The organism is Streptomyces sp. NPDC006435, assembly GCF_040612315.1.
Classification (GTDB): domain Bacteria; phylum Actinomycetota; class Actinomycetes; order Streptomycetales; family Streptomycetaceae; genus Streptomyces.
Genome location: NZ_JBEXPY010000116.1, coordinates 1 through 3,391, shown reverse-complemented (window position 1 = coordinate 3,391; position 3,391 = coordinate 1). Strand labels below are relative to the sequence as shown.

Genomic DNA, 3,391 nt, shown 5'->3' with positions numbered 1-3,391 from the left:
GCTGACTGCCCTGCCCCGTGAACAACACCGCCAGCTCACCACCGACGACGGAACCCTCGACGACATCACGATGCGCCCGACCATCCGCCAACGCCAGGAGTGCCTCCCCGGCCCGGTCGGTGGTGCTCGCCACGACGCTCGCCCGGTGGTCCAGGTGGGCGCGGTGGTGTGCGGCGCTGTAGGCGATGTCGAGCAGTTCCGCGTCGGGCCGGCCCGTCAGGTGGTCGGCGAGCCGGGCGGCGTTCTCGGCCCGTGCCTCCTCGGACTTGCCGGAGACGGTGAGGACGACGGGGGTCTTGAGCGCGGGCCGGTCGGAGCGGCCGTGGACGGCCGTCCAGCCGATGTCGTGGCCCTCGCACCACAGGCGGGCGACCAGGTCCTCCAGGCTCCGGCGGGCGGGCCGGTCGCGTCGGCAGGTGGCGAGGGCGGCGGAGCGGGTGGCGCCGAGCGCGGTGAGCGTCCGCTCCAGGGAGTGCCGGGCGACGGGGTGCGGGGCGATCTCCACGACGCTCAGTCCGTGCGCGGCGGCGGACTCTGTGCGGGTGAGGGCGGCGACCGCCTCGGCCACCAGCATGGGGCGGCACATGTTGCGTGCCCAGTACTCGGCGTCGAGCGCGGTGCCGTCGACGAAGTCGTCGTCGACGGTGGACCAGAAGGGGACGGACGTGACGCCGGTGCGCAGGGTGCCGAGCCTGCGGACGAGTTCGGGGGCGAGGTCCTCCAGCCCGGCGCTGTGGGACGCGTAGTCGATGTTGACGCGGGCGGTGCGTACGCCGTTCTCGGAGAGTTCCCGTTCGGCGGCGGCGACGGCGTCCGCGGGGCCGGACAGGCAGACCTGGTCGGGTGCGAGGTGTCCGGCGACGGAGAGCCCGTGGTCGGCGGCCGGGCGGGCGGCCCCGTCGGCGGTGAGGTCGCAGACCAGGAGGGCGCCGTGGCCCGAGGCGCGTTCGGCGATCAGCGCGGACCAGGTGGTGATGAGCCGGGCGCCCTCGTCCAGCGGGAGGGCGCCCGCGACGACGGCCGCGGCGGCCTCCCCGATGCTCTGGCCGAAGACGGTGTCGGGTTCCGGGCCCCAGGCGGCCAGGGTGCGGGCCAGGGCGACCTGTACGGAGAAGAGGACGGGCTGGACGACGTCGGTGCGGTCGAGCCGGGAGGAGGCCGGGTCGGCGAGGAGTTCGTCGGTGACCGACCAGCCGGTGTGCTCGGCGACGGCGCGGTCGCAGTCGTCGAGGGCGGTGCGGAAGGCGGGCTCGGAGAGCAGGTCGCGGCCCATGCCGATCCACTGCGCTCCGTGGCCGGAGAAGAAGAGGGCGAGCTGGGGGCGTCGCTCGGACCGGGTGGGCCCCGCGACGAGCTCGGCGCGGCCGGCCGGGGTCGGGGCGACGACCGCACGGTGGGTGCCGGTGGCGTCCGGGGCCGGGTGCGGGCCGGTCGTGGTGTCCCCCGCGGTGGCGATCGCCGCGTTCAGCGCCTCCTCGGTCGCGGCGGCGAGGGGCACGAGGCGGCGGCGGACGCAGGGGGCCTCTTCGAGGGCGACGTGGGCGTTGGTGCCGCCGAAGCCGAAGCCGCTGACGCCCGCGTAGCGGCGGCGGGCGGCGGGCCACGGGCGGCGCTCGGCGACGACGCTGAGCTTGTTGGCCTCGAAGTCGATGTGCGGGTTGGGCACGTCGAAGTGGAGGCTGGCGGGGATCTCGCCGTGGTACAGGGACAGGGCGGTCTTGAGGAGGCCGGTGACACCGGCCGCGGGCTCCAGGTGGCCGAAGTTGGTCTTGGCGGAGCCCAGGTGCAGGGGTTCCTCGCGGCCCTCGGCGAACACCGTGCCGAGGGCTTCCGCCTCGATGGGGTCGCCGAGGAGGGTGCCGGTGCCGTGCGCCTCCACGTAGGAGACGTCCTTGGGGTCGACGTCGGCGTCCTGCCAGGCGGTGCGCACGACGTCGACCTGGGCGCGCGGATTGGGGGCGGTGAGTCCGTTGGAGGCGCCGTCGTTGTTGACGGCGGTGCCGCGGATCACGGCGTACACGCGGTCGCCGGAGGCCAGGGCGTCGGAGAGCCTGCGCAGGACGACGGCGCCGCAGCCCTCGCCGCGCACGTAGCCGTTGGCGCCCGCGTCGAAGGCGCGGCACTGGCCGTCCGGGTTCATGCCGCCGAACTTGGTCATGGCGACGGTGGTGTTGGGGTGGAGCATGATGTTGACGCCGCCCGCCAGGGCGAGGTCGGTCTCGCCGCGGCGCAGGCTCTGCACGGCGAGGTGGGTGGCGGTGAGCGAGGAGCTGCAGGCGGTCGCGACGGCCATGGCGGGGCCGTGCAGGCCCAGGGTGTAGGCGATGCGCGCCGGGATGATGGAGTTGTCCCAGCCGACGGCGGAGTGCGTCTCGATGTCGTCGGCGTCGGCGCCGGTGGCGAGGTGGTACTCCTGTGCCATCGTGCCGAAGAAGACGCCGGTGCGGGTGCCGGCGATGTCGGTGGGGACGATCCGGGCGTCCTCGAAGGCGGCCCACGCGACCTCCAGCGCCATGCGCTGCTGCGGGTCCATGTGCTTGGCCTCGGCGGGCGAGATCCGGAACAGGTCGGCGTCGAACCCGGCGACGTCGTCGAGGAAGCCGCCCCAGCGGGTGTTCATCCGGCCGGGTGCCCGGGGGTCCGGGTCGAGCCATTCCCGGGCGTTCCAGCGGTCGGCGGGGACCTCGCGGATCGCGTCGAGTCCGTCGCACAGGCTCTCCCAGAGCGCCTCGGGCGTCTCGATGCCGCCGGGCAGCCGGCAGCCGAGGCCGACGATGGCGATGGGGTCGTTCGCGGCGGGGGTCCGGCCGGGGCGCGGTGCGGCGGCGGGGGGCGCGTCCTCGCCCGCCAGGTGGGCGCCGAGCCCGGCGACGGTGGGGTACTGCCACACCGCCCAGCCGGGCACGGGGCGTCCGAGGCGTTCCGACAGCACCGCCACGAGGGACAGGATCCGGACGGAGTCCAGTCCGAGGTCGCGCAGCGGCCGGTCGACGTCGACGGTTTCCGGCCGTACGTCCAGCAGTTCGGCGACGGCAGTCCGGACGAAGGCCGTGATGTCCTCGGCGGTCGCCGGAGCCCGGCCGTCGCCACTGTTCACCTGGGCATAGCTCATCTGCTCATCCTCGATAGCTCGTTGAAGCGGACGACCGGCGCACGATGCGGGGACGGGCCCGTGACAGTGCCCGTCCCACTCTCGACCGTCGTTCTGGAGACCGGGTGGAGCCCGGCTCCACCCGGGTCGGGCCCGGTTCCACCCGGAGCGGGCGCCCCGGAATCCGGAGCGCCCGCGGGGTGGTTCGGGGGCTTCGCGGAGTACGTCTCCTACTCCTACCGCAAGCTCAACTACGACGCCGCCATCGCCCAGGCCGCGAACCGCACCTACCCCCTGAGC

General features: G+C 74.6%; 2 protein-coding genes. One reads left to right on the top strand and one right to left on the bottom strand.

Annotated elements, in window-relative coordinates:
- Positions 1-3,112, bottom strand: a 3,112-nt coding sequence (locus ABZZ04_RS39335; RefSeq protein ID WP_356937042.1) for a beta-ketoacyl synthase N-terminal-like domain-containing protein, incomplete at its 3' end; no start/stop codon positions are given.
- Positions 3,113-3,172: 60 nt separating this feature from the next.
- Here ABZZ04_RS39335 and ABZZ04_RS39330 point away from each other — a divergent pair.
- A partial coding sequence (locus ABZZ04_RS39330) for a hypothetical protein (protein WP_356937041.1) occupies positions 3,173-3,391 on the top strand: 219 nt, incomplete at its 3' end.